This window comes from Paenibacillus litoralis (assembly GCF_046244365.1).
GTDB lineage: Bacteria > Bacillota > Bacilli > Paenibacillales > NBRC-103111 > Paenibacillus_V.
On record NZ_CP176395.1, the window covers coordinates 6,893,214 to 6,918,352 of the forward strand.

Consider the following 25,139-nt stretch of genomic DNA (forward strand, 5'->3'; position numbering starts at 1 on the left):
TCTCCTTCGCGCTCTCTTTCCGATTACAGTGACAGGCTGTCGACAGGCACTTCAAATACACGCTTCAACACCAGGCCTGTGGCCAGAGCAGGTTCGTCTGGTTTCTGCCGCATATAACTCAGCCGCACTCCACGACACGATTCCGGCACGTTCGCCATAATCCGCTCGTCCATGGCCGGGATCAGCCAATCGCCCAAAACTTCAAAAAGCTTGCCCGTCATCAACACCTGGTCGGGGTTAAGAAACGTCACCACGTTGCTTACCGCCAAGCAGAGTGCGGTCAAAACGGTTTCGTACAGCTCCGCCGACCGCGTCTCGCCGGCTCGAACGCCTTCAGCGAACTCATTCAGCGTCAAGCCGACATTCCGTGCCAGTCCGCTTGTAGAGGCAAGCGTAGTCAAGCAGCCAGTTCCCCCGCAGTGGCAGCGGTAAGCGTTCGCGCCAGTGAACGCCTTGTAATGCCCGAACTCCCCTGCTGCGAACGTGGACCCGGTCACCAACTGATTATCGGCTACAATGGCGCCGCCTATGCCGTAATCGAATTTCAGCGTTATATTGTTCGACGAGCCCCTCAGACTGCCGTACATATTTTCATTGATCGCCAACAAATTAACGTCGTTCTCCAGGTAGAAGGGCGTATCGTACTTATTCTCCAACCGCTCCTGCAAAGGAAACCGGCCCCACCCTAATCCGGGAATCCGCAGGGCGATCCCCTTTTTGGAATCCACCAGCCCCTGTATGCTCAAGCCGATCCCCTTGATCCTGCTTCGTTCCGGCGCTAGCTCCAAAAGTTCCTCGATCACCTCGCACACAGTCGCAAGAATGTGATCTTCGTTCAAGTAGCGGTCGACAGGTCGCCTGGCTTCGCCTACAAGATCGTAGCGGAAATTGTGCAAGGCCCCCCTGACGTATTTGCCAGCGAGTTCAATGCCGATTGCGAACATATTCGTAACATTGACCGTCAGCGGAACCGGCTTGCGGCCTCTGCTGCTTGCACTGGGCGTACCCTCGACCACGATATCCTCCTGTAGCAGCCGGTTGACGATGTTGGTCACAGTTTGTTGGGTCAATCCCGTTATTTCTGCCAATTCCACCCGGGATATCGGTTCTTCGTTAAATATAAGATGCAGCACCTTTTGCTGATTGATTGATTTGAGCAGTTGCTGGCTCGTTACTCTAGCCATTCGCTTTTTTCATCACTCCTTTTGGCGTTCCGGGGTGTATACACAATTTAAGCGGCTAACCATTTGGCGAAAAATCATTACAAATCTATCAATCCGCCAGGATCCGCCGCAGCACCGGCTCCAGACCATCGGCCATGCGCAGGAAGCCCATGTCCGTCGGGTGGACGCCGTCAACAGTCGCTTCAGCCGGATCGGCGCCGAGCAGTGTTGAGCCGTCGAAGAAGAACAGACGGCGGTCTCCCTGTTCCTGCAGCTTCTGAACATGCTCCCGCTGGAACGTCAGTCGTTCCAGCCGACGGCGCAGCAGCTCGGGCTTCAGCGGCTCCAGCCCGTACGGGACTCGCGATATGACGAGCATCGGTGCCTCCGGGTGAGCTTCCCGCAGAATGCGGATAAACTCCGGCAGCGTTTTCCGGTAGCTCTCGGTGCTGCCGCTATTGCCTTCATAATCAAGGACGAGCAGCGCTGGGTCTTCAATCTGAGAAATGAGGCGAGCCAGCGCGGGCTCGCCTTTGCCGTTGCCGGAGAAGCCGAGATTAATAAACTCGTAATTGATCCTTCGGCTAAGAATATTCGTGTACGCCATTCCAGGGCGGGAAGCGCAGCCTCCCTGCGTGATCGAGGTGCCGTATAGGACAATTCGCTTCTCTGATTCATAGGCCTTGGGGGGAAGAATCCGCGCACCCGGCTCCAAACCGATCCAGACTGCCTCCACCCCTAGATACAGGGGCAGATTCAGGGTGAACTGGCGGAGATCGCCGGACTCTCCTACAAATAGTTCGCTCTCGTATTCCTGCTGCGACGGCAGAAACCTGGCCGTCCCGGCATATTGCAAGGCACCGGCTTCTCCTATGTAAGCATCGATGCCGCCTTCACCCGTAGCCGGCATGTGATACATTCCGGTCTTGGCTCTCAACCGCATCCGAACCGCCACCGACGGTGAGTTCGTTTGAAAGCGGATCTGTCCGCCTGCAGTGCAGTTAGCCAGGTCATCCACGGCGGACGGGATCTCCTCGTTCGGCTTCACCGGAAGCCGGCGGTACTGATACTCCAAGTCCCACCAGGCAAAGCCAGAAACGCGGAACGGACTCTCTAGCGGACTATGCCACTCTTTCCCGATCACTCCGCCGGTCTCCACTTTCATATTCTTATCCAACTGAATCGCATAACCTGCCGGTTGATTAGTCTCGGCCATAAACCGCTCACCTCCATGAATAATGAAACCGGTTCATACTCTACACTTAACCCTTAACCGCACCTAAAGTGGCGCCCTGCATAATCATCCGTTGGAACAGCATGAACACAATGACGGAAGGCACCATTGCAATCGTCACCCCTGCAAACAACGTAACCCAATCCGCCGTGAACTCCATCATTTTATTGGCTTGGTACATCTGCACCGCAATCGTGTATTTCTCGGGATCGCTCAAATAGATAAACGGCCCCATGAAGTTGTTATAGTATCCAAGGAATTTAAAAATCGCAACCGTAACAATCCCCGGAGTGGACAAGGGAACGATCACCCGCCAGAACACCTGGAAGATCGAAGCGCCGTCGATATGAGCACTTTCCTCCAAGTCCTTGGGCAGCGACTTCATAAACCCTCCGAGCAACATGAGATAGAACACGCTCTCCCCCAGGGAGGACAATAAGATTAACCCCGTTAAACTGTTCGTCAAATGCAGCTCCCTCATGATCACGTACTGCGGCACCAGGGCGTTAATCCCTGGAAGGAACAAGGAAAGCATAATAAGGCCCCAGATCAGCTGCCGTCCCTTAAACTCCATCCGGGTCAAGGCATAAGCGTTAAGTGTAGTAAATAACAAGCTGACTACAAGGCTTCCGCCTACATAATAAAGCGTATTTAGCAGCGAACGACCGAAGCCATATTCCGTCCAGGCTGTTATGTAGTTGGACCACTGAAGCTTTTTGGGAAGGCTCCAGATGTCTTTGAAAAATTCCGGATTGGACTTCAGAGACTCATAGAACACCCACACCAGCGGAAACAGGATTGACAAAGCCCACACATAAAGTAACAAACGCCACACGGCGTCCATAAGCGACATTTTTTCCTTCAACCTCATCTTCTCCCCTCTTTAAAAAATATGTTCCTAATACTCTACACCCCGGTTAGGCAGAAACTTATCCATCAGCAGTTTGGCCGTGATCAAGATGACAAACAGAATCATACCTACAGCGGATGCGTACCCATAGTTGATGTACTCTTTACCGAAAGCAAGGTTGAACATATAGAGACCGATTACATCCGTGGAACCGGACGGGCCGCCATTTGTCAAAATCAGAATAAGCTCGAAAGTCTTGAGCGTGCTGATCACGAGGAACAGCGCGCTGACCCGGACGACGGGCAGAATGAGCGGCAGCGTAATCTTGAATAACCGCGTCATATGCCCTGCGCCTTCGATAATAGCCGATTCATACAGCGACTTGGGAATGCCCGACATAGCATTTACGAAAATGATGACATAGAGCCCTACGCCTCCCCAAACCCATGGAGGAATCAGCGCCCACAGTGCCGTACTTTCGTTGCCCAGCCAATAAAAATGGTTCATGTCGATCCCGAGCAGCTTCAGGCCGCTGTTAAGCAGGCCGTATGTGCCGTCATATATGAACGCCCATAATAAAGCAACGACGACAATCGATAAAACGTTCGGAAAAAAGAACAGAATTTTCAGGAACTCATTTTCCACATAACTCTTGTATGTGACCAGATAAGCAAGCAGTAAGGAAATGAGCACGACCAGCACCGGTACCGTCGCCATAAAAATAAGGTTGTGCTTAAGCGCCCGCCATACATACTCGTCCTGAATCGCGGTAACAAAGTTGCTGAGCCCTACAAACTTGGAATCCGTGAGCCCGTCCCAATCCAATAACGCATAGTAAACGGATAATACATTCGGAAACAGCGTGAACAACAGATAGCCCCCGAACGGCGGCACGACAGCCAGGATGAGAAAAATCCACTTCTGAGTCCGCGCTTTATCCAATCCCATGCGGCCGGAATAAGAGGGTTTAACTTTCACTACAGTAGGTTCGGACAAGGGAAGTCAACTCCTATCAAGGGAAATGGAAAAGCGGAGAGGATCCCCTCCCCGCCTATAAACTTATTTCTTCTGAGCTTCTACGGCTTTCTTGAGCAAAGCTTCTGCTTCTTCGAGAATCGGCTTCGGATCCTGCTTGCCTAATACGATCTTCACCGTGGCTTCTTCCATCATCTTATTGGCTTTGGCCAGGTTCGGATCGGAAATGCTAACGGTTCTGTGCGGCTTATACGACCGGGCATCGTTATCCTTAATATACTTTAGAATCGCCTGCGCAGAGGTGGAAAGCTTAACGACTTTATTCGAATCGTCAATCAAATCCTTTCTCATCGGGAGGGCGCCCGCTTTTTCTGCGGCAAACTGCTGGTTATCCAGCGTCATCAGCCATAGAATGAACTCCTTGGACCACTTCTTGTTCAGATCAGGCTTGCCGGCCCACATGTATTGGAAGTTGGTGATTCCGCTTCGGATCCAAAGCTTTTGTTCCACCTTATCCCTGAACGGCACCGCCATAAAGCCCCATTTGAAGTCTTCCGGAGTGGTCTTCTTCATTTCGTTCTCCACGTGGCTACCTGTGGAAACCATCGCAGCCTGGCCTTGAATCACCTGCATCTGGGACTGGGTATGGTTTAACGCCGGCAATCCTTCCGGGAAGTATCCCTTCTTGCCAAGCTGATACAGGCGGTTCCAGTGTTCCAAGCTTTCCTCGCTCGTAAATTGAGGACTATTGTACGTTTTAAAGTTCTCGATTACCTTATCCGCATTTCCTTTGATATCGGCCAGCTCAAACATCTTTGCCGGTCCAAAGGCCCAGTCATAGTAATTAGGGTAAAGACCAGGGAAAGTAATCGGAGCCACGCCGTCCGCCTTAATTTTGGCAAGCAGGTCGTTAAACTCGGCCCATGTCTTCGGATTCTGGTTCCAGCCCTTCTGTTCGAACAGCGTCTTATTGAAGAACAATCCGCCGTAAGAGCTCGAGGTAGCAAACTCATATACCTTTCCGTTCACCCTGGTGAACGATTCGGCGAGGCCCGGCATCATGAGCTCCTTCATGGCTTTGCCCGGTACGTCCGGAAGCTTTTTGTCGAACATATCATCGAAAGGCTCGAGTTTTCCAGCTTCAGCAAGGGAAATGATACCCTGCCCTCCGGAAGGAGGCGTCGTGTTGAAAATGTCAAACATATCATTATCGTTATTGGCAGAAATCTTCGTTTGTATCATGTTCTTCATATCCGCCGATGCGGTGATGTCGAAGGAAACGTTCGGGTATTTGGCCTGGAAGGACTTTACGGCATAATCGAACCATTCCCTTCCATAGCCTCCCATGAAGAAGCCGACCTTAAGCGTCACTTTCTCCGTCTTCGACAGCCCGTTTTCGTAGACATCACCTTTAGTCTGATTCTGAGGTTGACTCGCGGAAGGCTGTTCCGTTTTTCCTGTACACCCTGCAAGCAGCGAACCCGACATAGCAACCGTAAGGCTTAAAGCCGTAAGCTTTCCAAATTTGTTTCTCATCCAGAAACCCCCTCTGATTTAATAAAGAAAATTGATTTATTAAGTTTAAGGATACAGGGTAATTGTTTGGCGATGATTATCGTTATGTACGGGATCTGTTAAAAATCGCTGATTCACGTGGTATGAACACGCTTACAATTTACACCCATTTAATAAATCAATTTTATTTAATATTATCCTACCTGTTTTTTCTTTATGATACAATAGAAATTTTTCGACAAAAATCCCAGCCTTTACCCAGTAATGACCTGCATGGTAAACTAATTTTTACTAAGAGAATAAACGTGTTCCTGTCAAGGAAGAGGTCGACTTATGTCCACATCGAAACATGCAAGCCATACGCTGCTTAAATCCATAAATCAGCAGAAGGTGCTGCATCTGATCTATTCTGAATGTCCGATCTCTCGTGTAGAGCTAGCTGGAAAAACCGGACTTAGTCAGCAAACTGTCACCAACATCGTCAACCGGCTTCTCGAGGATCAAGTGATCGTCGAAGGTGAACCGCAATCCCTTGAGAGCGGCAGCGGCCGTAAGCGCGTTCCCCTACTGCTTAACGGTTCCCGATTCAGTGCGATCGGCATCGAATTGTCAGGCACATCAGCACGGGGAGCGGTATACAACTTTCAGCACGTCCGCTTGGCGGAAGCTGCAGTGAAGGCAGACCGTTACGAGACCGAAGAGGACTTGCTCCGGGTGATCCGCAGCGTGATCGACAAACTCATGGGCCAGATCTCTGACCCTACTTGCCTGAAAGGAATCGGCTTCAGCGTCCACGGACTCGTTGACTCCTCCGAAGGTATTCTGCTTCGCTCGCCGGGGCTCGGCTGGAAGCGGATACCGCTGGCGAAGCTGCTGGAGGACGAGTACGGGCTGCCCGTCTTTCTGGAGAATGACACCAATCTGCTTGCGCTCAACGAGAATATGGGCGGAAGCCTGATCTCCTCGAAAAGCAATGTGACGCTTAAATTGGGCAATGGCATCGGTGGCGCCATCGTCGCAGAGAAACTGCTGGTCACCGGCTCCTCCTTCGTAGCAGGCGAGGTAGGCCACTATAAGGCGTTTATGCCGCCCTACGATTTTGAGTGCTACTGCGGCGGCAGAGGATGCCTAACTACTTTGGCATCCTCAAGGGGCTTGCTGCGAACGCTTGGCAGGAGTGTGGAGCAGTTCAGCGAAGCTGTCCGCGCCGGAGACCCCGAAACTGTTCAGCTTTACGAGATGGTGAGGTCAGCGATCGTTTACGCTGTTGCCAATATCGTCACCCTGCTCAACCCGGACCGGGTTCTGCTCACTGGGTTCATGCTGCCGGTATGGGGGAACTCGTTCGTTGACGAACTCAAAGCGCGAGTGATGGCCCAAGTGCCGGAAACGTGCCGGAACGTAGAGTTCCTACATCTCATCGACGTGGAGGACGAGACTGCGCTGGCCGTCGGGCTTGTCCTGCAGAGCGTGTTCAAGATCCCTCTTGACAGCTTGTCGCTGTGACTCGCAGTCACCGCTCGGTTGTCCTTCAGCAAACTGGAAACACAGGGTTGCGGACGATATTTTCGCAACAAAAGCCCCTGGAAGAGACAATCTTCCAGGGGCTTTTCGATAATTTGTGCCTTACAAGCGGGTCATCTGCCCCAGATGCGAAGCAGCGCCTCAGCTTTATCATTCAGCCACTGCCGGGCGTCCGCTGACGCCAATTCTTGAAGTGCTTTATTATTGAGGTGCTTAATAAAGTCCTCGATCTTCTTGGCTGCCTGATCCAGCTGTCCCTTCTGCACATGGCTCTCCGCCTGACTCAGCACATTCTCCAGCTGTTTGGCCAGCGGAGGGGTGACCTTGCCGAAGGCAATAAAGTGCTGCAGGCCGTTCTGCAGAGCAGGCAGGTCGATCAATGTTCTAAAACTTACCGGCTCGCTGAGCACGGATACCGCTCCCGACGAGTGTACGGCCTTTACCTGGAACGTATAGGCCGTATCCGGCTCCAGTCCCGTTAAATTGTACACCGTGCCGGTCACCGTGGTGACGGCCCCATGACTGCCGTACACCTGGTAGGTCACACTGCTTCCATCGGATGCTGTTACCGGGGACCAGCTCAACTGCGCCGAACCCTCGGTCACGTTTGCCGCCTTCACACCTTGCGGGGCTTCAACGGTAAGCCGGGTGCGGAAAGACCAAATATCCGAGTACGTCCGTCCGCCGAAGCTGTCCTCCGCCAGAGCGTACCATTCGTAATTCGTGCTGCCCTTCAGACCGTTCCAGTTGACCATGGCTGTGGAACCGCTGGCCGCTTGCGCCGATCCGATCGCGTCGTTAGCGTACACTTTTACCGTCATCGCGTCGGTCGCCACTCTTTTCACCATCGGCTTCAGGTCCAGCGACAGCTTAAATTCGTCCTTGCTCGGATCGTAATAATTGTAATCGTCCAAATACGGCGAATACGTATTAACATAGACGGTATCCGTCTCCGTATCAAAATGCAGAAGCTTCAAATATCCATTTCCGCCGTTCGGAATGCCCTGATAATCGTTAAGAATCTGGTATACTTTGCGATCCGGCTGTCCGTCCTTGTTATCGTCAAGCTGATCGGTACGCAGCGCACTTCCGGTGAAATGACCGCTCATGACCATCCATACGTTAGGATTCGGCACTACCACCTTTTGGTAAATTTGATTGCCGGTTGCGGATCTCGTTGCGTTATTTTGCAAATATTCATGAACCACAATGACCGCTTTACGGTCCGGATACTGCTTCAGAACGTTGTTCATCCATCCCATATCCTCATCATTCATGCCCCAGCCCATGTAGACGAAAATAAAATCGTTGCCGCTCGCCGAGATCAGATCATAGTGACCTTTGTTATCTTTGTACGACTCTCCGTAGTAAGGCTTATCCTTAAAGCGGTTCTCTCCGAAATACTTCGAGAATTCCGAGTAATCCGGCACTGACGTCGCGCCTCCGTCGAACACGTCATGGTTGCCCGCGACTAAACCCCAAGGAATTTGGGCGTCTTCCACCACCTTCATAAACTTATCCGCACGTTCCCACTGTCCTTTGATTCCTGCAGAGTTTACAATGTCCCCCACTTGCATCACATATTGAATATTCATCGATTCTTTGGCATCGCGCAGGAAGTTGACTTGGGACTCAAAATACTCCGGCTGAATTTCCGCGTAGATCTGTGTGTCCGGTATAGAGGCAATGGTAAAATCGTACTGCTCACGGCGCGGAATCTCGTCCTGAATCAGGACTTGGACTTTGCCGTTTCTTGCATAATTGCCGCCGTCCACCGCCGCAGAGAGGGTAAAGTCTTCCTCGGAAACGGCCACTGTGGACGTTAGGGAATCCCACTTTTCCGTTGAATAATTCCATGCGTACAAACCTACTTTACGACCCTTGAGCGAATGCCCTTCCCAGCTAAGCTCGAGACGATCGCCGGCGCCGGTTTCCGCCTCCACTTCCACTTCAAAGCGCTGATAAGGAAACTGTTCAGTCGAGTCCGAAGTGACGTAACGGTCATCGGAGGCTCCGGCCGCTGTTTGTTCTTCGGCAGTCAGCTGCGTTTCTCCCGGACTCGTCAAGGTCAGAGGGGGCTCCACATCAGCCGCATGCTTATAAGCAATCACTCCCGCATCCGCGGCGGTGATCGTTTGCCCTTTAAAGAACTTCACGTTCAGCGGGTCGCCGGTCGGATCGGAAACCGATACCTGCAGGCTCACGTTCGTGTCCGTATCCTGTGCACCGTCCGCCGGCGCCGCTAGGAGCGGCTTACCCGGAAGCTCTGCAGGAGTTGTGAACTTGATCGTTTTCTCCGTCGATTTGCCCCCGGCGTCTACAGCCTTAAGCACAAGATTATGCTCCCCCGGAGTGAGTGCCGCAGAGGAGGTGGAATACGGAACCTCAATGAGCTTGCCATCCAGTTTCACCTCGAAGGATTTGACGGAGGAAGCCGCATCCGATGCGGAAGCTTGTATATCAAAAGCCCCTTTGTAAGTGCTGCCTTCCGTAATATTCGTAGTTACTACCGGACCCTGATTGTCTACGATCACGCTCGCTGTGTCCTTGCTGCCGTCAGACAGCGACACTTCGACCCGATGAGGTCCATCAACGGCTGATGCGGTATTCCATCGGTAAGAGATCCCGTCCCAATAGCGCTCGGGAATCGTGAAATTGAAGTACACTACCGGAAGGAAGCGTCCGTTATCTCCCATGTCGAGTATGGTTGCCGGATTCGCATATTTCGGGTCGCGGATGACCGTACCGTCCGCCAAAACAAGCCGGACATTGCGGATATTGAAATCATCCAAGCCTGACTCCGGCTGGTTCTCATAATAAGGCCTGGTTACTGAACCCGCACGCAGGGCAATCGGATTCGCTTGACCGTACTTGAACAAATCGGGCCGTACCGGTACTACCATAGTTTTGTAGTCCTGAGTGCTGAACGGAATCAAGTGGAGCGTCTCAGTGCCCATGGTGGTCACGTTCTGCCCTTTGTCTATGTCGTCCGCTTCAAATACGAAATAAGCCGTTTTCTCGAGAGCATGTTCCGTTGGACTGACCGGCTGGCCGTCGATCGACAGCGACAAGGACCCTTCGGTGGCAGACGAACCGATCAGAACCCGCTCACCTGACAGAATATCGCTTTCACGAACGTTCAGCGCAGGGCTTATCTCATTTCCCGCCAGGTTGAGCGTTCTCGGAGCGGTAGACGTTTCGTTGAAGGTATCGGACGCTTGGAAATAGTAGTCGAGCGTCGGGCTCCCGAACCATTCCATCATCTCCAATGAATAGCGGAAGCGTCCGTCGGCGCCGCGCGGTAAGGTTACCCTTTTATAATTCGTCGTCTTGTTGGATTTATAATATAGATTAACGGACGCAAGCAGACGATCATCTGCCGCTTCGGCCATCAGCTCAATCGGCTTGATCAGGTCAATGCCGGAGAGATCCGTAAGATCTTTTACCGACGGCGGGACAGTGTCGTTCACAGTGCGGACAGGCTCCGCGGGTACGTTAGCCGAGTTGAAGGTTCCCGGGGAGGCCGGCACCTTCTTGGAGCTGAGCTTCTTCATATCGAGACTGCCGTCGTCCGGAACGCCGTACTCGATACTCAGATCCGCAGCTGTATCGATCACGCCTGGATTATAGCTCGCGCTCACAATGTCGGTTCCTGTACTAGTAGCCACCACGATGGTTCTTTCTCTCAGGTTGTTAAGACCCCCGGGAATCCGGACAATGTCTTTATTTTCAACGAGCGAGGTTTGAAAATGCTGATTAAAGTCAGCCACCGTCTTGGGCTCCCCTGACTGTGTAACCGCCCAGAAAACCATGACCTGCTTAGGCTGGATGATAATCTGTTCATCGGTGTAAGGCCGCCAGAACAAATCATTGCCGGGGTCTCCCGGGTACCTGTATAAAATAGAATAGTCCTTGAAGTCGATCGGCTGGTCGCTGTTGTTATAAACCTCTAGGTACTCGTAGGGATCCTCTCCCAGTGCATCGTCTCCACCGGAGTCAGGGACCAATTCAGTAATGAGCATGCGGGGGATTCCAGCTGCCGCTTCGATGGCGGCTGCGCTTTCTGCAGCTGCAGAGCTGCTAAGCGGCAACATAGAGCCGGCGACAAGCTGTGTGGCCATCAGGCAGGTGAAGCAACGGGCTAACAGTTTCTTTTTCACTTGTTAGTCATCTCCTTGTTTTCAATTTTCACAATGATTTCGAAATACAGGAAATAGCTCCATTCGTGTAGCTAATTAATTTAATAAATCTATTAGATTTATTAAATTACTGATAAATATCATTCGCCATCAATGCCACGTTTCCTCTTTGTTTTTGTAAAGGTTTTATTGAGATATGGATATAGATTATATCTGAGGGGTGTAAGTAGAGCCGCAGCATACTTTGCTACCTAATTAAATAACTCAAAAAAGTCTCATCATGATGTGTAAAAGGTTGCTTAAAAAATATCATATTCATCTCTTTCCTAAATAAAAAGTGTGCTGAAATCGTTTTCGATCATCACACTTTTATGTATACATTATTTTGTATAATAATACATTACTCATCAATTATGAAAATTATCTCTCAGTAATTTTGAAAAAATTCTCTCTAATTATGACACCACACATCTGCATTATCTAGCAAAGTACAGAACAAAGAATTCATTGTCGTCGACGAGATCAAGTTAGAAAATTACAAGACAAAGTCTATAGTAGCTATGCTTAATGCTCTTGGCGCAGAGAATAAGGTGCTAATTGTTACACCTTTGATAAATAACTTTGTTTTTAAAAGCGCCAATAACATACCTGGTGTAGAAACCGCCGTAGCTGATTCACTTAATGTATACAATGTTCTGAATTGCGATAAATTAATAGTCACTAAAGAAGCTGTCACTATGATTACGGAAATGTACTCTTAATGAAAGGCATCAAATGGTGTAAACATCAAACAAGACCGACTTCCACACAAGTTGCACAATGAGCTATATGGATCCCGACTTCGAAAAAATGTTCATATCGAAGTGCGGGGTCATGTGCATTACATCGTCCTTAAGTTATGATAAGAAGCCTCCATCCCACAATTACAGTGGTCTGGAGGCTTCTTATTTCCGTTGTTATGGTATTTCCTCTCACGACGGACGCCCTTGCCTTTGGCTACGGTAGGCGCTCGCCAGCCCCCGTTCGGGACTTTCACCCTAAAGATGCGCCCATGCTGGGCGTACCATTGACGCCACACACTCTTCAAGGCTTCCCGGACTTGTATCTATTTCGCCGACTGCATCCCGCGCTGCTCCTTATACTGCAGCTCGAAGAGCCTGTAGTACGAGCCGCGCTGCGCGAGCAGCTGGAAGTGATTGCCCATCTCGCGCACCTTTCCTTTGTGCATGACGATGATCTGATCGGCATGCTGGATCGTCGACAGCCTATGCGCGACGATCAGCGTCGTGCGGCCGCGCGAAATATTGTGCAGCGCATCTTGGACGACGAGCTCCGTTTCGGTGTCGATGTTCGACGTCGCTTCGTCGAGAATAAGAATTTGCGGACGGAAGGCGATCGCCCGCGCGAACGATAACAGCTGCCGCTGGCCGAGTGAAAGCGTAACCCCGCGCTCGCCGAGCGCCGTTCGCATGCCCTGCGGCTGCCTCGCGATAAACTCTTCCATGTGAACCATTCGTATCGCTTCATTCACCTGTTCGTCCGTGATCGCTTTGTTGTTGAGCCGGATATTCGACGCGATGTCGCCGGTGAACAGGAACACATCCTGCTGCACGATGCTGATCGTATAGCGGAGCTCGCCCAGCGGAATGTCGCGGATATCGATGCCGTCGAGCTTGATCGACCCTTTTTGCACGTCATAGAAACGGTTGATCAGCTGGATGATCGAGCTTTTGCCCGCGCCCGTCGCTCCTACGAACGCCACCGTCTGTCCCGGCGTAATGCGGAAGCTGACGTCCTTCAGCACCCAATCTTCGTCGTTGTAGGCGAACCATACGTTCTCGAACGCAATTTCCCCGCGCACCTGCTTCGGCAGGCTGACCGGCTTGGCGGCGTCGACGATCGACGGCTTCTCGTCCAGCATATCGAAAATACGCTCCGCCCCGACCATGGCGGTTTGAATTTGGTTATATTTCTCCGCCAGGCTCATCAGCGGCTGGAAAAACTGCCGGATATAATGCGTGAACGCATAGACGACCCCGAACGTAACCGCGCCGTCGATTACTTTTACCCCGCCGTACCAGAGCAGAAGCGCTATCGAAACATTGCCAAGCATGCCGATCGCCGGGTGGAAAATCGAGTTGACGATCGTGCCGACCATCCCCGCCTTATAATTTTCCTTGTTGAGCTTGTCGAACTGCTCCCACTGCCGTTCCTCGCGGACGAACAGCTGGGTAATGCGGATGCCGGACAAATTTTCGGCGAGGAACGAGTTAAGTCTGGCCAAAATAATTCGCGACCGCCGCTGCGCATTCCGGACGATATGCCGGTAGATCATCGTGAACAGCAGCAGCACGGGCAGTACCGCAAAGGCGAGCAGCGACAGCTTGACGCTCATCTGCAGCATGATGACGACGATCCCGATGACGACGATCACGTCCTTGACCAGATTGACGACAACCTGGGAATACATCTGATTGAGCGATTCCGTATCCTGCGTGACGCGAACGACCAGCCGCCCTACGGGGTTCCGGTCGAAGTAGGACATCGACATCCGGCTTAAATGCTCGAACAGCTTTTGGCGTATGGCGAAAATAATGCTTTGTCCCGTATACTGCAGCAGATTGCTCTGTACATAGTTCAGTACGGCTGCCCCTACAACCGCCAGCAGAAAAAACAAGCCCAGCGATATAAAGCCCGTATAATCCTGCTTCCGGAATTGCTTAACGGCAGCTTCATCCAGCTCCTTCGCGGCAAAGCGTTCCGTTCCGCTCTCGATGACCGCGGCGCCGTTCTCTCGAACCAGCTTGATTTCCTCCTGCTTCGCGGGCAGCCAGCCGTCGATCATCCAGTAAGCGCCATCCGTTTCAAGGATTTGCTTACGCATTGCCAGTTCTCCGACCGCCGCCTTCTCCTCTTCCGAAACGCGCACGTAGGCATAGTCCCCATACACGACAGGGTCGCCTAGCTTTTCCAGCCGGTCCGCTTCCGCCGAAGGCATCGCAGCCATCGGTTTGTTGATGCCGTTGATATGCTCGTCGATCGCCATTTTCATTAAATACGGTCTGGCCAGATCGGCTACGACAATCAGGAAGGCCAGCGCGATACATAGCACGATCATTTTCCAATAGGGCTTCGCGAACGCCATCATTCTGACAAGCAGCTGCGAATCTTTTATGCCTACGACTTCTTTCTCCTTATGAATGCTCATCCGTTCGCACCTCCCCGCAGCATTTGCGGTCTAAGCTGGGACGAGGCCGGCATGGCGGCATCCTTCGGCTCTGCGGCCGCGGCGATATCCCGCTCCACGGCCCGAATGCCCGTACCGTCGGCGGTATCGGGGAAGCGCTCGGCTTCCTCGTCGAGCATTTGCTTGTGATACAAATCCGCGTATAGCCCTCGCAGCTGCAGCAGCTCTTCGTGCGTTCCCCGCTCCGCGATCGCGCCTTCCTCAAGCACGACGATTTGGTCGGCCGCCTTCACCGACGAGATGCGATGGCCGATGATAATGGTCGTCCGGTCGTTCATCACCGAGTTCAACCCTTCCAGAATGAGATCCTCCGTAATCGTATCGACGGCAGATAAGCTGTCGTCGAAGATGAGGATGGAAGGCTTTTTGATCAGCGCCCTCGCAATGCTAACCCGCTGACGTTGGCCGCCGGATAGCGAAATCCCCCTTTCGCCGAGCGCCGTATCGAACCGGTTCGGAAACTCGACGATATTCTCGTATACTTGGGCAAGCTTCGCCGCATCCTCTACTTCATCCTCCGAGTACGGATTCGGATCGAAGCTGATATTGTCCCGGATCGTCGTGGAGAACAAAAATTGATCCTGCGGCACGATGCCGATCTGGCCTCTTAGCGTGCGAAGCGGTATTTGGTGAATATCTTGACCGTCGATGAAGACGCTGCCTACCGGCGGGTTGTAGAGACGGACAAGCAGATGGACAAGCGTGCTTTTGCCGCTGCCGACGCGCCCGACGATCGCCAGGCTGCTTCCCTTCGGAACCGACAAGCTGATATTTTTCAGGGAAGGCTCCTTCGCCTCCGGATAGTAGAAGGTCAAATCCCGTATGTCGATCCGTCCTTCGAGATGCTGAATCTCCGGCTTCGCCGCAACATCGTCCACCACCTCCGGCTCGGTTTCGAGAATGGAGGACAACCGCTCTTCGGAAGCGATTCCGCGCTGGAGCTGATTGACGACTTTGCCCAAGTTCTCGATCGGCCCCATCAGCAGAGATAAATACGTGTTGAAAGCGACGAATTCGCCCAGCGTTATCGTTCCTCTCAAGACAAGCACGCCGCCGAGCACGACCGAGATAAGGAAGCTCAGGCCGACGATGCCCGCGCTGAGCGCGCCGAAGAGCGAGTTGGAACGGACGAATCTTCTGTTCATCTGGACCGCATGCTGGTTATCCTTCGTAAAATGCTCGTGCTCCGCCTTTTCCTGTACGAACGCTTTGACGACGCGGATGCCGGCGATAAACTCCTGTACGCGGCTGGTCATATTCGAGACGGCCACCTGCATGTCGCTCGACTGCTGCTGAATCCGTTTGTTGAACCGGTAAGCCAAAATACTGAGCAGCGGCAGCGGCAGCATCGTCAGCAAGGTCAGCCAGCCGTTGACCGAGGACACCATAGCCAAAACGGTGAACGTGATCAGCACAAGCGCTTCCATTATGTTGAAAATGCCGTTCATCGTCACCTCGCGAATGACGCTAACGTCGCTGATCGCATGGGACATCAAATCGCCGATCCGCTGGTTATTGAAATACTGCGCCGAAAGCTTCTCCCAATGGGAGAACAGATCATTGCGGATACGCATTTCCAGCGTGCGGGAGAGCCGATATAACGAGATGCGGCCGGATGAACGAAAAATCGCTACGCCGACCGCTACGGCAAGCAGCCATAATGCGAACGTGCCGGCATCCTCAATCGTGAGCCGGGTCTGCTCGAGACGATCCGTAAATTGTCCGAGAATGTTCGGAATTAACAGCTGAAGCAAACACGATATGGACAATAATGCAAAGCCGAGCAGATAAGGCCATCGTTTCTCTTTCATATAACCTAGAATTATTGCCCTTCTTTTCATCCATTCCCCCCCAGTCCGGACCAGCAAAAACGCCGATTTTAACGGCATTCGGGCTATGTACCTTCTCTTCACGAAACCTTTACTTGTAAGGTTACAATGAATAACAAGAAGAAAACATGGATATCCTTACTCGAAAACATGGACTATATTACCATACCCCACAAAGGAAGGACTAGCCTACGAACGTTATTTCAAGCCCCCGTTCGGAGCTCCGCTACACTTTCCGAAACGCCCACACATGCGCCTTGGCGATGCCGCCCTCCACAAAATCATCGAGCCGCCTCCATGCGGAGCCGTCCGCTTCCGCTCGATCCGACTTTAGCTGCCTGTACGCTTCCTCGTCGGCAACGGTCCATATTTCCACGAACAGGGATTTCTGATCCGTTCCTTCATATAATTCGAATCCGGCCTGCTCGCGAATCGGCGTAATCCACTCCAGGTAGCTGTCCCTTTCGCTGTCCTTCACCCGGTATTCGGCAAAAACGGTGATCATCTTCGCATCGCTCCTTCTGTTTCCGTAATTTCCGCGCAATTTCGCGCTTGTTGCGGTTACGGATTTCATTTACAGCATAAAATGATACAATAAAAACAACACTACGTGTGAATCTCTACACCAGGAGGGATTATCGTTTGGATACCGGAACGCATTTAGTCATCGGTCTCGGTTTAGCCGGACTCGCTCACATCGACCCTGTAGTTGCCGCTGACTCCACTGTTTCGGCTGCCGTGCTGATCGGCACAGTGCTCGGTTCACAGGCGCCCGATTCGGACGGACTGCTCCGTCTTCGCGGCAACGCCACTTACATCCGCAACCATCGCGGAGCGTCGCATTCGATACCTGCCGTCATCATTTGGACGCTGCTGATTACCGCCGCCTTAGTATTCGCTTTCGGCAGCTTGCCCGTGCTTCATGTGCTTGGATGGGTTTTCGTCGCAGTCGTCTTCCATGTTTTCACCGATCTGTTCAATACGTACGGCACGCAAGCGCTTCGTCCTTTCTCTGAAAAATGGGTGTCGTGGAATATCATTCACATTTTCGATCCTTTTATTTTCGGATCGCACCTGGTGGCTGTATTCTTATGGTCGATCGGCGCAGGCAAGCCGCAATATATTTTCCCTGTGCTGTACGGCTTAGTTGCGTTATACTACATTTGGCGGACCGTCGTCCACTATCTGCTCGAATCGAAGCTATACCAGAAGGACGCCAATTATTCGGTTGGCGACCGCTACTTCCTGATACCGACTTTCCACTGGTACGTATGGAACGTTGTCAAAAAGCAGGAAAACGGCGCTTTCGTTGTCGGCGAGTTCAAAAATAAGCAGCTCAAGTGGTACGATTCGGTTTCGTGCGCCTCGCATCCGGCCGTAGACGCGTCCAAAAGCCACGTGGATATCTCGTCGTTCCTGTATTTCTCCTCGTTCGCTTGCGCCGAGCTCAAGGAGCATCCGTGGGGCTACGAGGTTCGCTGGGTAGACGTCAGATACCGGCACCGCAAGCAGTATCCGTTCGTGGCCGTTCTGCTCCTCGATACGAAGCTACAGCCGCTCGACTCTTACGTCGGATGGCTGAGCGACTCCAGACTGGAGAAGAAACTTCGGGTAGGAACGCACTAGCCGCATTCTATAATCGAATCGCTTCACCCTATCGCCGGCAACGGCGATTTCGTTTTGCCCTTTTGTTCCTAAACGGAAATCAGGGCCCGGAAGGTGCTTATGCACCCTCCGAGCCCTGTGAACGATCGGTTTATTTTCATCGTAACCGTTCGGCGCCTAATGCCCCGCGCGGCTACAGGTGAAAATGATTAGCGCGTTTTGCCGCCCGAAATCGTTTGCTCGGCAATTTGTACAAGACGGCGAGTGATATTGCCCCCGAGTGCGCCTGCATCGCGGGAAGCCATATAGCCCATGTAACCGTCTTGCGGGATTTGAATGCCCAGCTCTTGCGCTACTTCATACTTCATTTGGTCCAAAGCTTGGCTTGCTTGCGGAACGACAAGGCTGTTGCTGCTTCTCGAGTTTGCCATAATAGGTCGTGCTCCTTTCAAACCTCGTGATGTATAGTGCAAGCTTGCAAACTTATTATGTTTCCGTTCCGAAAGAATATACACGCTATTTACAAAAACATTTTTCATTGAGGAGTCCTTGTTCATGAACCGTTCCCAAGCTTTATTTTTCGCCGTTGTCGGTACCCTGCTGCTCGCTTCCATCGGCCTCGCTATCAGTTATAGAAACGTATGGCTCACGCTGCTGTGTTCGCTCGTCTCCATACTGTTTATCGGCATAGGGTTTATGTTCAAGGCGAAAGCCCGCAAGAAGCGCGGCTAAGCCGGACAAGCACAAGCCTTGCAGAGCAGCCGTCCCAAATGACAAAGAGCCGTCCCTGAGGACGGCTCTTCTTACTGCAGGCTTATTGCGGAAGGACGAAGCCCATCCGTTCCTTCGCTTCGCGAAGCAGCGGATTTGCCGCGGCTGCAGCCCGTTCCGCGCCTTTGCGCAGGATCGAGGCAAGTTCCCCGCTCTCGCGTATTTCTTTATAGCGTTTCTGGATCGGCTCCAGCGTCGCCACGACATGCTCGGCCAAATCTTTTTTGAAGGCGCCGTAGCCTTGGCCCTCGTACTTGGCTTCGATTTCGTCAAGCGACATGCCCGAGCAATACGTATAAATGCTCATCAGGTTGCTCACTTCCGGCTTGTTTTGCGGGTCGTATTTGACCTCGCGCCCGGAGTCGGTCACCGCGCGGCTGAGCTTCTTGCGGATCACGTCCGGCTCGTCGAGCATCGCGATAAAGCTGCCCGGGTTCGGGTTGCTTTTGCTCATCTTTTTGGATGCGTCGTCCAGGGACATAATACGCGCGCCGACCTTCGGAATATAAGGCTCCGGTACCGTGAACAAATCGCCGTACCGCTGATTGAAGCGCTGCGCCAGATCCCGTGTCAGCTCCAAATGCTGCTTCTGGTCGTCGCCTACCGGAACGAGATCCGCATTGTAGACCAGAATATCGGCAGCCATCAGAGCCGGATAAACGAACAATCCCGCGCCGATCGACTCCTTGCCGGCGGACTTCTCCTTGAACTGCGTCATACGCTCAAGCTCGCCCATATAGGCAAGCGTCGTCATCAACCAGCCGAGCTCCGGATGGGCCGGGACATGTGACTGGAGGAACAACGCCGATTTATCCGGGTTAATCCCGCAAGCCACGAACAAAGCCGCTACCGATTCGATCTGCTCGCGAAGAGCGGCAGGCTCCTGAGGAACCGTTACCGCATGCAGGTCAACCACCATGAAGAAGCATTCGTGATCCTCCTGCAGCTTCACGAAATTTTGCAGCGCGCCGATGTAGTTTCCCAGCGTCAGCTGCCCGCTCGGTTGAATGCCTGATAGTACTCGTTTCATTGATTATCGCCTCCTGATTTTGGTCCAAAACAATACAAAAAGGCCTCCCGCCGCAAGGGACGAGAGACCGTGGTGCCACCCTAATTCGCTTCCACCTCGCGCGTTCGAGCATCTGATGCGGAACGCATGACATCGCAGGCGGAAAGCCTTATCGCTCCGCTAACGGGGAGCTGCCGTTCAACCTACTGGCCGCATCGTTCGCCTCGCTTTGGACACGATGGCTACTCGGATGCCGTGTTCGGCTTTATGCTCAAGGACCCATTCGAAAGGCGCATCACACCGGCTTCTCAGCACCCCGGCTCTCTGAAGAGACGCATTCGCTTTCTACTCTTTCCTCTCAACGCAAAACAACTTATAAAATTACTACTCATTATACCCCGCGATTATAAAAAGTCAACAGCGTCCGTCTATCTCGCCGAAAATGCCGAATCATGGCGCACCGACGCCGCCTTGCGAATGCGGGCCAGCTTCTTCAGGCTGACGGACTTCGCGGTCTCCTGCGAAGCGGCAAACTCGCTCATGTATTCCGATAACGCTTCGTATGCCTGAAAATAGGCGAATACTTGCTGCAGATCGCGATGATCGGCATAACGGCGCTTCTCGTCCGGATGCAGCGAACGGAGCAGCATCGAGACCGGAGCCTTTTGACCGGCCAGCATCCGCTCTTGAACGTGGATCGTCAGCGTAATGGCTTGAACGAGCCGTTCGGCCTCCGGATGGTTCAGGTCCGCCTTCTGCAGCGCCTTGATCATATCGCGAATGCGCTCGACCATCGATTCGTACGTGTCGAACAGCGAAGCCGTCTCCGCCTCTTCTCCACGCCGCAGCCAGCGGTCTTCCCTAATGAGCTGGGAGACGGCCTTTCCCTTCTCGATATATGCCCGCACTTCTTCGATCTGGTCGCGCATGTAGGGCCGGTAGGGCGTCATTTTGTCGGTTTTCAGATCAAGCCGCACGTAGTGCAGCAGCACCCGGAGCATGCTCTCGGATTTCGCGAGCAGCACCTCCTCCCGTTCGCGGTGAACGGGCTTGATGATCACGTTGACGACCGTACCTACGATCATGCCGATGAGGACAAGCATGATCTGATTATAGGCCGCGCTCCCGGAAAGCTGGCTGAACGTCCCCATTGTATTGATCGTGACGATGACGGCAAGCTGAAGCGACCCGGTTCTTTTCAGCTTGATGTGGATGGCCATTACGACGAAGGAAACGGCGGCGATCACGATCGACCAATTGCCGAACAGCTCGCATACGGCGATGCCGAACAGGGCCGCGAACAGTGCGCTGGCAATGTGCGACAGCGAATGGTGCAGCGAACGGAATACGGACGGCTGCACCGCAAGAATCGAAATGATGCCGGCAAAATGCGCCGGGTCCAAACGCAGCAAACGCGCCAGTGTAATGCTGATAGCGACCGAGATGACGGTTTTGAGAACGCGAAGTCCGATGCCCATAGCTGAATTTCTCCCCTCACCCAAATGTTTATGTTATATATATTAACACAATATACGATAATGCAATACACGCGTCACGTTATCGTGATATTATATAACATATAAGTGACAATGGTCGGATTTCAAATTCGGCGATATACAATTGCTTGGTATATTAGGTTTGGACGATCGCATAGTATAGAGCTCGCTTGTAACGGGAAAATAATGCGGTCCGGGCGGTCCAAGTACCGTCCTTCGCTCCAGAAACGGGATCTGCTCTTCTTGCGAAATCGAGTCTTTTCCCGTTCGAGCCATCCATTGGCAGTACCGCCATGCTCTGCTACAATGGAAAAAGCAAGCTATGCAAACGTGCACAATGCCCAAATACGGATGAAACCAAGCCTGTGCATGTCGTCGCTTTCCTTTACGGGCAACCATTTTCGAAGGGAGTTGTAAGAAGATGATCAATCGCGAACAATGGCACGGCACTCCGGTCGTTACCCTGGAGAACGACAAGCTGCTCGTCGCCCTATGTCCTTCGCTAGGCAACAATTTGTACCGGATGTGGGATAAAACCGCACAGCGGGAAGTTCTCCGCGTACCGCCCGAACCGCAAGCCCTGATCGATAATCCCGGCCATTACGGAACGCCTCTGATGATGCCGCCGAACCGGATCCGGAACGGGCGGTTCGAATATGAAGGTCAAACGTATCAGCTGGACATCAATACCCCGCAAGGGCATCATATTCACGGATTCCTCCGCAACCACCCGTGGGAAGTAACCGCAACGGAGGACAACGGCGATACGCTGTCCGTCACATCCGTGCTCGACACGGCCGCTCATCCGGACGTACTGGCTCAGTACCCCCACGAGGTGCGCATTGAAATGACGTACGAGCTGAGCGGAACGACGCTCGTGCAGCGCGTGCGGGCGACGAACAACAGCAAGAAGGCCGCACCATTCGGCTACGGCGTACATACGTGGTTTCTGCTCGATAACGAACCGGCGAAATGGTCGCTTACCCTGCCTGTCGAATCGATTTGGGAGCTGAACGGCGATCTGATGCCTACAGGCGAACGGAAGCCGCTTGGAGAATTGTCGAACATTGCCCGGGGAATAAATTTGGACGGACAAGATCTGGACACCGTCTTTCAAATCGGGGACAACCCTTGCGAGGCCATATTGTCCAAGGAAGGCTACGAAATCCGCTACCGCGGGGAGGGGCCTTTCAAGCAGTGGGTCATTTACACCAAAGGAGTCGCGGACGAAATCATTTGTTTGGAGCCATACACTTGGGTGACCAATGCGCCGAATGTGCCGCTCGATCCGGAAGTAACCGGACTTCGCGCCATCGCGCCGGGGGAAACGCTGGAGCTCAAGATAGTGATGGAGATTGCGTATCGGGGATAAGGTCAGGCAAAGGTCTAGGCTTGCTGATCATAAAACAGAGACAGCGGAAGATCGGAACATACGAAAACGTTCCGATTTCCCGCTGTTTTTACGCTATAAGAAACGCCATGTCGATGACGATACATACCCCAGTTCTACTTCGCGCCCCTTATTCGGTTTATTCGGTCCTCCATGTTGGTTATATTTTTTCGTCTCAACTCTTCTAAAACGCATTCGCCTTCCAAGCCCCGTCCTGTACGCTGAATCGGCGGAACCGCTCCGGTCCGGTCGCCCACTCATGCTGCCTATCGATAAACCATGGCGTATAGAAAGGCCTCATGAAAACGTCGTGCAGCGCGACGAAAGCAGGCAGCGGGCGATCCGACGCCGCCAAATGGGCGAGGAAATCGGCCAGCTCGCGCATCTTCCGCTTGGTCGCTTCCAAGCGGAGCAGCGTGGACGATTCCAGCCCCAGCTTATCGTGCACCTCCGACACATACCGTTCCACCGGCGCAAAATCGGCCAAATGGTCAAGCAATCGTTCCGCTGCGGTCCCCAGCTCGCTCCGAAAGGCGGCTTCATCGGCATACTGTGCCTTGGCCGCGCGATCATAATGCGCATACACGTCTTCCGTCATGCGGAACCGTTTCGCCAGATGCTCATGCATGAGCACCGGCCCTTCCTGCAGCGTCAGGAAACGTCCTTCGCCTTCGTGCCGGCGTTCCTCCGCCTCCGCCGCCACGCGATCCCAAAGCTCCCTTGCCTGGCGGATTCCGGCTTCATACCGTTCCAGCTTCTCGCCGCCCAATATAAGACTGTACAGCTTCCACATCATCAGCACGTTGTCCGTCTGGTACAAGCATTTGCGAATGTCGACGCCGTTCAGTGGCGCCAAGTGGCGCAGCACGGCCCCGTCCTCGTCGCCGGTAACGCGGAAATAGTCGGCGATCGCGGTTGTCGCAAGCCCATATCGCTGAAGAGCATACGCGCGCTCGAACGTTTCGCCGGCCGCGGCTGCTTCCAGCTCCGTATATATCTTCGATGGGCCCGACCAAAGCATGCCGGCATCCGCGGCAATAAGCACGTTCATCTGCTCCTCGTGCAAGCCGTAAGCGTTCACCCATGCCGTCGTCATTCCGCCTAATGCGCCTGCGGCTTCCGCGTCGGCGAAAAGCTCCCGGTGCTTGCCGATCTGCGCCAGGTTGACGGATGCCGAATAGCACAGGTTCGTGGATGCGCAAGCGATCGTTTCGAACCCGGCTTCCGCGAATGCCTGAAGCGTATCGTACGATCCGCCCGTGTAATGCCAATCGTAGATGACGGAGCCTTGGGCGAGAGCGTCGACGGCATACCGTCTCTCATCGGCCGTCGACTTGGCGAAGTGTCCGATCAGCATGTCCCCCCAAATGCCGATTTGGCGGCCGCGGGCGTTTACGATGCTTTTGATGCGTGAGAAATGATCGACGTAAATGCCGATCTTGCCTTTCTCCTCCAGCTTCGGCTTGCAGCGCGGGCATTCGCCGAGGCTCTCGACCTCGTCGCCCCCCACGCAAACGATGTCGGCGCTGAAGCAGTCCAAAATGTCGCCGAGCAGCCTGTCGGAAAGGGCAAGCACCTCCGGCGAGCTTGCACACATCGTGTAAGGACTGGCGGTGCGAAAGTCTTTGTCGCTGCCGCATTCGGAAAGATGATGGTATTTCTGCAAGGATAAGAGCTCGCCGCAGTGCGCCAGCAGGTTCAGCTGCGGGATCAGCTTGATATGATATGCCTGACATAAGCTGTCGAGCGAACGGGCGTCGTCGGCAGTCATCGCGCCCGGCCCGCCCAAATGCGGCTCCGAAGGAAAGTCGAAGAACGTCTCCATGTACAAGTAAAGCGCGTTCATTTTCCAGCCTGCCAACACCTGCACGAGATGCTCCATATAGTCTTTCCGGTATTCGGTCATCCCTTGCGCAAGCGCGATCTGCATCCCCCGGTGAGCCATCGTCGGCGCATCGCCGATCCGCAAACACGGGAGCTCGCTTCCGAACTGCCGCTTCAGCTGCTTGAGCGTCATCGCCCCGTACAGATAACCGGCCGGCGCGCTTGCCCATAGGTCGATGCCTTCCGTGCCGATTGCTAGCACATAGCCTTCGGGAGCTTCCGCAAACCGGCGCAAACCGCTTAACCAAACGGCGCCGTCCTCCGTTCCGCCGGGCCCCTCCCCGAACGCGCGAAGCCGAATAGCCGCCCGGCTTCCGTCGCCGGCCGCTTCGGCTTTCAGCTCCTTCGCGATCGTCGCCCATATCGGCGAATCCTCCTCGTTAAGCTCCGGCAGCGTCATACACGCGTTTTCGGTCAAACGATAGGCGCCTGTCAACCATTCTACATGCTGCGGCATCGGCAGCAATAACAAGTTATCCTTCATAGCGGGTAACCTCCCGTCAAGTAT

Annotated in this window: 17 protein-coding genes and 1 pseudogene; 5 read left to right on the top strand and 13 right to left on the bottom strand. The window is 53.2% G+C overall.

Annotated elements, in window-relative coordinates; all coding sequences use genetic code 11:
• Positions 1 to 23: 23 nt before the first annotated feature.
• From ACKGJP_RS28990 to ACKGJP_RS29010, 5 genes are all read right to left on the bottom strand, one after another.
• Entirely contained in the window at positions 24 to 1,184 is a 1,161-nt protein-coding gene (locus tag ACKGJP_RS28990) for an ROK family protein (protein ID WP_409342248.1), read from the bottom strand.
• An 88-nt stretch (positions 1,185 to 1,272) separates the two neighbouring features.
• On the bottom strand, positions 1,273 to 2,379 hold the full coding sequence (locus ACKGJP_RS28995) for an SGNH/GDSL hydrolase family protein (RefSeq protein ID WP_409342249.1): 1,107 nt from the start codon (positions 2,377 to 2,379) through the stop codon (positions 1,273 to 1,275).
• 46 nt (positions 2,380 to 2,425) lie between these two features.
• Positions 2,426 to 3,268: a carbohydrate ABC transporter permease gene (locus tag ACKGJP_RS29000; protein WP_409342250.1), complete on the bottom strand. Its 843-nt coding sequence runs from the start codon at positions 3,266 to 3,268 to the stop codon at positions 2,426 to 2,428.
• 27 nt (positions 3,269 to 3,295) lie between these two features.
• On the bottom strand, positions 3,296 to 4,243 hold the full coding sequence (locus tag ACKGJP_RS29005) for a carbohydrate ABC transporter permease (protein WP_409342251.1): 948 nt from the start codon (positions 4,241 to 4,243) through the stop codon (positions 3,296 to 3,298).
• A gap of 63 nt (positions 4,244 to 4,306) precedes the next feature.
• The gene (locus ACKGJP_RS29010) at positions 4,307 to 5,758 is read right to left on the bottom strand and encodes an ABC transporter substrate-binding protein (RefSeq protein WP_409342252.1); all 1,452 of its coding nucleotides are present in this window, start codon (positions 5,756 to 5,758) and stop codon (positions 4,307 to 4,309) included.
• A 312-nt stretch (positions 5,759 to 6,070) separates the two neighbouring features.
• Here ACKGJP_RS29010 and ACKGJP_RS29015 point away from each other — a divergent pair, with 312 nt between their 5' ends.
• On the top strand, positions 6,071 to 7,243 hold the full coding sequence (locus tag ACKGJP_RS29015) for an ROK family protein (RefSeq protein ID WP_409342253.1): 1,173 nt from the start codon (positions 6,071 to 6,073) through the stop codon (positions 7,241 to 7,243).
• Between the two features lie 131 nt (positions 7,244 to 7,374).
• On the opposite strand, the gene ACKGJP_RS29020 is transcribed toward ACKGJP_RS29015, so the two are convergent.
• On the bottom strand, positions 7,375 to 11,421 hold the full coding sequence (locus tag ACKGJP_RS29020) for an FIMAH domain-containing protein (RefSeq protein ID WP_409342254.1): 4,047 nt from the start codon (positions 11,419 to 11,421) through the stop codon (positions 7,375 to 7,377).
• A gap of 461 nt (positions 11,422 to 11,882) precedes the next feature.
• On the opposite strand from ACKGJP_RS29020, the pseudogene rplD reads away from it, so the two are divergent.
• Positions 11,883 to 12,161, top strand: a pseudogene (gene rplD / locus ACKGJP_RS29025) (50S ribosomal protein L4); the annotation flags it as partial.
• A 344-nt stretch (positions 12,162 to 12,505) separates the two neighbouring features.
• Here the strand turns inward: rplD and ACKGJP_RS29030 are convergent.
• The 3 genes from ACKGJP_RS29030 to ACKGJP_RS29040 all read right to left on the bottom strand — a co-directional run bounded on the left by ACKGJP_RS29030 (position 12,506) and on the right by ACKGJP_RS29040 (position 16,981).
• Entirely contained in the window at positions 12,506 to 14,608 is a 2,103-nt protein-coding gene (locus tag ACKGJP_RS29030) for an ABC transporter ATP-binding protein (protein ID WP_409342255.1), read from the bottom strand.
• The gene (locus tag ACKGJP_RS29035; protein WP_409342256.1) at positions 14,605 to 16,488 is read right to left on the bottom strand and encodes an ABC transporter ATP-binding protein; all 1,884 of its coding nucleotides are present in this window, start codon (positions 16,486 to 16,488) and stop codon (positions 14,605 to 14,607) included. Before ACKGJP_RS29035 ends, ACKGJP_RS29030 begins: the two co-directional genes overlap by 4 nt.
• Positions 16,489 to 16,702: 214 nt before the next feature.
• Entirely contained in the window at positions 16,703 to 16,981 is a 279-nt protein-coding gene (locus ACKGJP_RS29040) for a hypothetical protein (RefSeq protein ID WP_409342257.1), read from the bottom strand.
• Between the two features lie 137 nt (positions 16,982 to 17,118).
• Between ACKGJP_RS29040 and ACKGJP_RS29045 the strand changes: the two genes are divergently transcribed.
• Positions 17,119 to 18,102, top strand: a complete 984-nt coding sequence (locus ACKGJP_RS29045) for a metal-dependent hydrolase (RefSeq protein WP_409342258.1) — start codon at positions 17,119 to 17,121, stop codon at positions 18,100 to 18,102.
• 188 nt (positions 18,103 to 18,290) lie between these two features.
• Here the strand turns inward: ACKGJP_RS29045 and ACKGJP_RS29050 are convergent, their stop codons facing one another.
• Entirely contained in the window at positions 18,291 to 18,512 is a 222-nt protein-coding gene (locus ACKGJP_RS29050) for an alpha/beta-type small acid-soluble spore protein (protein WP_113035009.1), read from the bottom strand.
• A gap of 124 nt (positions 18,513 to 18,636) precedes the next feature.
• Here ACKGJP_RS29050 and ACKGJP_RS29055 point away from each other — a divergent pair, with 124 nt between their 5' ends.
• Positions 18,637 to 18,813 (top strand): DUF5325 family protein, encoded by a 177-nt coding sequence (locus ACKGJP_RS29055; protein ID WP_409342259.1) that lies wholly within the window; start codon positions 18,637 to 18,639, stop codon positions 18,811 to 18,813.
• Between the two features lie 82 nt (positions 18,814 to 18,895).
• Here the strand turns inward: ACKGJP_RS29055 and trpS are convergent, their stop codons facing one another.
• Together trpS and ACKGJP_RS29065 are read right to left on the bottom strand one after the other, a co-directional pair.
• Positions 18,896 to 19,882: a tryptophan--tRNA ligase gene (gene trpS, locus ACKGJP_RS29060; protein ID WP_409342260.1), complete on the bottom strand. Its 987-nt coding sequence runs from the start codon at positions 19,880 to 19,882 to the stop codon at positions 18,896 to 18,898.
• Positions 19,883 to 20,289: 407 nt separating this feature from the next.
• Positions 20,290 to 21,339 carry an FUSC family protein gene (locus ACKGJP_RS29065; RefSeq protein ID WP_409342261.1) on the bottom strand — a complete coding sequence of 350 codons (1,050 nt, stop codon included), beginning with the start codon at positions 21,337 to 21,339 and terminating at the stop codon, positions 20,290 to 20,292.
• A 439-nt stretch (positions 21,340 to 21,778) separates the two neighbouring features.
• Between ACKGJP_RS29065 and ACKGJP_RS29070 the strand changes: the two genes are divergently transcribed.
• Positions 21,779 to 22,729 carry an aldose 1-epimerase gene (locus ACKGJP_RS29070; protein ID WP_409342262.1) on the top strand — a complete coding sequence of 317 codons (951 nt, stop codon included), beginning with the start codon at positions 21,779 to 21,781 and terminating at the stop codon, positions 22,727 to 22,729.
• A gap of 202 nt (positions 22,730 to 22,931) precedes the next feature.
• Here ACKGJP_RS29070 and ACKGJP_RS29075 read toward each other — a convergent pair whose 3' ends face one another.
• The gene (locus ACKGJP_RS29075) at positions 22,932 to 25,115 is read right to left on the bottom strand and encodes a family 20 glycosylhydrolase (protein ID WP_409342263.1); all 2,184 of its coding nucleotides are present in this window, start codon (positions 25,113 to 25,115) and stop codon (positions 22,932 to 22,934) included.
• Between the last annotated feature and the right edge of the window lie 24 nt (positions 25,116 to 25,139).

What these genes read in the sequence shown, in the direction of transcription:
- ACKGJP_RS29015 (WP_409342253.1), top strand. Translation starts at nt 6,071, where the DNA reads ATGTCCACATCGAAACATGCAAGCCATACGCTGCTTAAATCCATAAAT.
- ACKGJP_RS28990 (WP_409342248.1), bottom strand. Translation starts at nt 1,184, where the DNA reads ATGGCTAGAGTAACGAGCCAGCAACTGCTCAAATCAATCAATCAGCAA.
- trpS (WP_409342260.1), bottom strand. Translation starts at nt 19,882, where the DNA reads ATGAAACGAGTACTATCAGGCATTCAACCGAGCGGGCAGCTGACGCTG.
- ACKGJP_RS29050 (WP_113035009.1), bottom strand. Translation starts at nt 18,512, where the DNA reads ATGGCAAACTCGAGAAGCAGCAACAGCCTTGTCGTTCCGCAAGCAAGC.
- ACKGJP_RS29030 (WP_409342255.1), bottom strand. Translation starts at nt 14,608, where the DNA reads ATGAGCATTCATAAGGAGAAAGAAGTCGTAGGCATAAAAGATTCGCAG.
- ACKGJP_RS29035 (WP_409342256.1), bottom strand. Translation starts at nt 16,488, where the DNA reads ATGAAAAGAAGGGCAATAATTCTAGGTTATATGAAAGAGAAACGATGG.
- ACKGJP_RS29055 (WP_409342259.1), top strand. Translation starts at nt 18,637, where the DNA reads ATGAACCGTTCCCAAGCTTTATTTTTCGCCGTTGTCGGTACCCTGCTG.
- ACKGJP_RS29070 (WP_409342262.1), top strand. Translation starts at nt 21,779, where the DNA reads ATGATCAATCGCGAACAATGGCACGGCACTCCGGTCGTTACCCTGGAG.
- ACKGJP_RS29040 (WP_409342257.1), bottom strand. Translation starts at nt 16,981, where the DNA reads ATGATCACCGTTTTTGCCGAATACCGGGTGAAGGACAGCGAAAGGGAC.
- ACKGJP_RS29010 (WP_409342252.1), bottom strand. Translation starts at nt 5,758, where the DNA reads ATGAGAAACAAATTTGGAAAGCTTACGGCTTTAAGCCTTACGGTTGCT.
- ACKGJP_RS29000 (WP_409342250.1), bottom strand. Translation starts at nt 3,268, where the DNA reads ATGAGGTTGAAGGAAAAAATGTCGCTTATGGACGCCGTGTGGCGTTTG.
- ACKGJP_RS29065 (WP_409342261.1), bottom strand. Translation starts at nt 21,339, where the DNA reads ATGGGCATCGGACTTCGCGTTCTCAAAACCGTCATCTCGGTCGCTATC.
- ACKGJP_RS29075 (WP_409342263.1), bottom strand. Translation starts at nt 25,115, where the DNA reads ATGAAGGATAACTTGTTATTGCTGCCGATGCCGCAGCATGTAGAATGG.
- ACKGJP_RS28995 (WP_409342249.1), bottom strand. Translation starts at nt 2,379, where the DNA reads ATGGCCGAGACTAATCAACCGGCAGGTTATGCGATTCAGTTGGATAAG.